Origin of the sequence: Actinoallomurus acaciae, from assembly GCF_042429965.1 — a bacterium.
Taxonomy (GTDB): Bacteria; Actinomycetota; Actinomycetes; order Streptosporangiales; family Streptosporangiaceae; genus Actinoallomurus; species Actinoallomurus acaciae.
Genome location: NZ_JBHLZP010000707.1, coordinates 1 through 3,445, shown reverse-complemented (window position 1 = coordinate 3,445; position 3,445 = coordinate 1). Strand labels below are relative to the sequence as shown.

Genomic DNA, 3,445 nt, shown 5'->3' with positions numbered 1-3,445 from the left:
CGACGTCGCCGTGCCGGGCGCGGGCCACCAGGTCGGCGCGCTCCTGCCCGACCTGACCACCGCCGGCACCGTCGCCGACGGCCACAGCGACCCGGCGCAGTGGGCGGGCCTGCAGCCCGCCGGGACGCACAACCCCACCGGCGTGCCGGGCACGCAGATCGACGGCTACTTCCCCGACACCTCGACGCTGAACACCACGCACGGCTGGAACCACGACTCCCAGTTCGTGATCCGCCTGCCCGAGCGCTGGAACGGCGGGCTCGTCGTCGCCGGCACGCCCGGGAACCGCGCCCAGTACGCCAATGACTTCACCATCTCGGACTGGGTGCTCGCCCGCGGGTACGCCTACGCCGCGACCGACAAGGGCAACGTGGGTTCGACGTTCTACCGGGACGGGCGGCGCCCCGGCGACGCCGTCGCCGAGTGGAACACCCGCGTCACCCAGCTCGCCCGCGCGGCAAAGGCGGTGGTCGCCCGCAGGTACGGGCGGGCGCCCACGCGGACGTACGCGGCCGGGATCTCCAACGGCGGCTACCTCGTCCGCTGGCAGCTGGAGAACCACCCGGAGCTGTACGACGGCGGCGTGGACTGGGAGGGCACGCTGTTCCGGGCGGACGGCCCGAACCTGTTCACCTACCTGCCGTCGCTGCTGAAGAACTATCCCGCCTACGCCGCCGGCTCGGCCGATGCGCACCGGGCGCTGCTCGACGCCGGTCTCGCGCCCGGCTCGGAGTTCCTCTGGCCGTACCACGAGCAGGTCTACTGGGACCTGACCCAGCGGATCTACCGGGAGGAGTTCGACCCCTCCTACGACGGCGCCACCGAGGCGGGCACGCCGTACTGCGCGAGCGGCACCCCCGCCTGCGACGCCGACTACGACTACGCCGCCCGGCCCGCGTCGGTGCACCGGGCGGTCGCCCGCGTGTCGCTGACCGGACGGATCCGCAAGCCGCTGATCACCCTCCAGGGCACGCTCGACACGCTGCTGCCGATCTCGCTGGACGGCGACGTGTACGCCCGCATGGTGCGCGGCCCCTTCCGCTACTACCGGATCGAGGGCGGCAACCACGTCGACGGGTTGTACGACACGTATCCGGACCGGCTGCGCCCGATGCTGCCGTGCTTCCGCGCCGCGTTCACCGCGCTGGAGGGCTGGTCGGCCGGCCGCACGCCTCCTCCCAGCGCCACCCTGCCCAGACCGACCTCCGGGGACCTCGCCAACACCTGCTCGCTGGCCTCCTGACCAGCGGACCTCCCAGGAAGGAGCACCATGAGATCAGTTCTGCGCCGCCTCCGCCAGGGCGCCGTCGCGCTCGCCGCGACGGGCCTGCTCGGCACCGCCGTCACCACACCCGCCCACGCCGCCACGCTGGGGCACTACAACATCAGTGCCGTCTACGACTCGGGCGTGTCCTCCGGCGGCTTCATGGCCGACCAGCTCCACGTCGCCTACTCCGGGACGATCAAGGGCACCGGGATCTTCGCGGGCGGCCCCTACCACTGTGCCCAGGGCAGCCTCACCACGGCCGAGCTGGCGTGCATGTACAACGTCCAGAGCCGGAACCTGTCCTCGCTGGAGCAGACGGCGCGCACCCGGTCCGCGCAGGGCACGATCGACAATGTCGCGAACCTGTCGGGCCACCGCGTGTACGTCTTCCACGGCACCGCCGACACGACCGTCAGCGTCGGTTCGTCCAACGACCTCGTGCAGTTCTACAAGGACTTCGGCGCGAACGTGACCTACGACAACACGACCCCGGCGGCGCACTCCTGGGTCAGCCCGCTCGGCCCGAACGCCTGCGGCACCAGCTACACCCCCTACATCAACAACTGCGGCAACGACCCGGAGCACGCGATGCTCGCCCAGCTGTTCGGGTCGGTCGCCGCGCCGGCGGCGAGCCCGTCCGGCAGCGTCGTGTCCTTCGACCAGAACACCTACGCGCCCGGCGGCAGCGCGAGCGCGATCAGCATGGGCGCCACCGGCTACGCCTACGTGCCGTCCGCCTGCGCCTCGGGCACCTCGTGCCGGCTCATGGTCGCGCTGCACGGCTGCCTGCAGGGCGCCGGCTCGGTCGGCACGACGTTCGTCACCAAGGCGCACCTGAACGAGTACGGCGACACGAACAACATGATCGTGCTCTACCCGCAGGCCGTCGCCACCCTGGGCAGCAACCCGCAGGGCTGCTGGGACTGGTGGGGATACCTGAACGCGGGCAACTACGACACCCACGGCGGCGCACAGATCGAAGCGATCATGAACATGGTGCACGCCCTCGGCGGCTGACGATCACTCCCCGTACGGGCCCGTGCCACCCCGGTGGGCGGGCCCGTCACTTTGCGTAACGCCTATCGTGTACGGATGAGGAGAGCTGCCTTCGTGCTCTGCGGACTGGTCGTGGCCGCGCTGCTCGCTCCGGCCGGGACGGCGGCCGGAGCGCCGCGCCCGCGCTTCGTCGCGCTGAGCTCGGTCGACTCGACGATCATCCAGGACATCCGGTACGCCACGCCGCACAACTTCACCGGCCGGGTCGTGCCGGGCTATCAGGCGCCGCTGTGCCTCCTGACCGCTCCGGCGGCGCAGGCCCTGCACCGGCTGCAACAGAGCCTGACCCGGCGCGGTTACTCGCTGAAGGTGTACGACTGCTACCGTCCGCAACGGGCCGTGGACCGGTTCGTGGCGTGGTCGGGCGATTCCGGCGACCACGCGATGAAGGCCGAGTTCTACCCCGAGGTCGACAAGTCCCGGCTGTTCGACGAGGGATACATCGCCCGCCGGTCGGGCCACAGCCGCGGCGGCACCGTCGACCTGACGATCGTGAAGCTGCCGGCCGCGCCCACCCGGGCGTACCGGCCGGGCGAGCCGCTGGCCTCCTGCTACGCGCCGCGGGCCCAGAGGTTCCCGGACGCCTCGATCGACATGGGCACCGGCTTCGACTGCTTCGACGAACGCGCCCACACGCTGGACCCCCGGATCACCGGCACGGCACACGCCGACCGCCTCTGGCTCAAGCGGCTGATGGAGGGCGCGGGCTTCACGGGCATCCCCGAGGAGTGGTGGCACTTCACGTACCGGCGGGAGCCCTACCCGGACACCTACTTCGACGTGCCGGTCTCCCCCGCCTCCGCCACCCGCGCCGCGGGGACCACGCCTCGTTCGAGGCCGCCGGCGCACTCCCCGGTCGGCGCCCTGGCGACCTGGCGCCGGACGGGCCGGTGACCTTCAGCCCGGCACGGTCTCGGCGAGGACCTCGATCAGCGACTCGGTGGTGGGGGCGATGGCCAGACCGCCCTGGGCGATGCGGGCGTTGCCCCCGCCACCGCCGCCCAGCCGCCGCGTGGCACCCTCGACCAGCGCGTCGGCGCGCAGACGGTCGCCCAGGCTCGCCGGGACGCTGACCACCAGGGTCTTCTTCTCCTCCGAGGCGGTCCAGAGCAGGACGACCCG

4 protein-coding genes are annotated in these 3,445 nt (G+C 72.1%); 3 read left to right on the top strand and 1 reads right to left on the bottom strand.

Annotated elements, in window-relative coordinates:
- The 3 genes from ACFFNX_RS45445 to ACFFNX_RS45435 form a co-directional block, all read left to right on the top strand.
- A partial coding sequence (locus ACFFNX_RS45445; protein ID WP_378212524.1) for a tannase/feruloyl esterase family alpha/beta hydrolase occupies positions 1 to 1,243 on the top strand: 1,243 nt, incomplete at its 5' end.
- Between the two features lie 27 nt (positions 1,244 to 1,270).
- On the top strand, positions 1,271 to 2,284 hold the full coding sequence (locus tag ACFFNX_RS45440) for an extracellular catalytic domain type 2 short-chain-length polyhydroxyalkanoate depolymerase (RefSeq protein WP_378212523.1): 1,014 nt from the start codon (positions 1,271 to 1,273) through the stop codon (positions 2,282 to 2,284).
- Between the two features lie 75 nt (positions 2,285 to 2,359).
- Positions 2,360 to 3,217 carry a M15 family metallopeptidase gene (locus ACFFNX_RS45435; RefSeq protein WP_378212522.1) on the top strand — a complete coding sequence of 286 codons (858 nt, stop codon included), beginning with the start codon at positions 2,360 to 2,362 and terminating at the stop codon, positions 3,215 to 3,217.
- Positions 3,218 to 3,220: 3 nt separating this feature from the next.
- Here ACFFNX_RS45435 and ACFFNX_RS45430 read toward each other — a convergent pair.
- Positions 3,221 to 3,445 (bottom strand): hypothetical protein (locus tag ACFFNX_RS45430; protein ID WP_378212521.1); only part of this gene is annotated, 225 nt, incomplete at its 5' end.

Bases quoted from the DNA above. Each gene is read 5' to 3' on its own strand.
- ACFFNX_RS45440 (WP_378212523.1), top strand. From the start codon at position 1,271: ATGAGATCAGTTCTGCGCCGCCTCCGCCAGGGCGCCGTCGCGCTCGCC.
- ACFFNX_RS45435 (WP_378212522.1), top strand. From the start codon at position 2,360: ATGAGGAGAGCTGCCTTCGTGCTCTGCGGACTGGTCGTGGCCGCGCTG.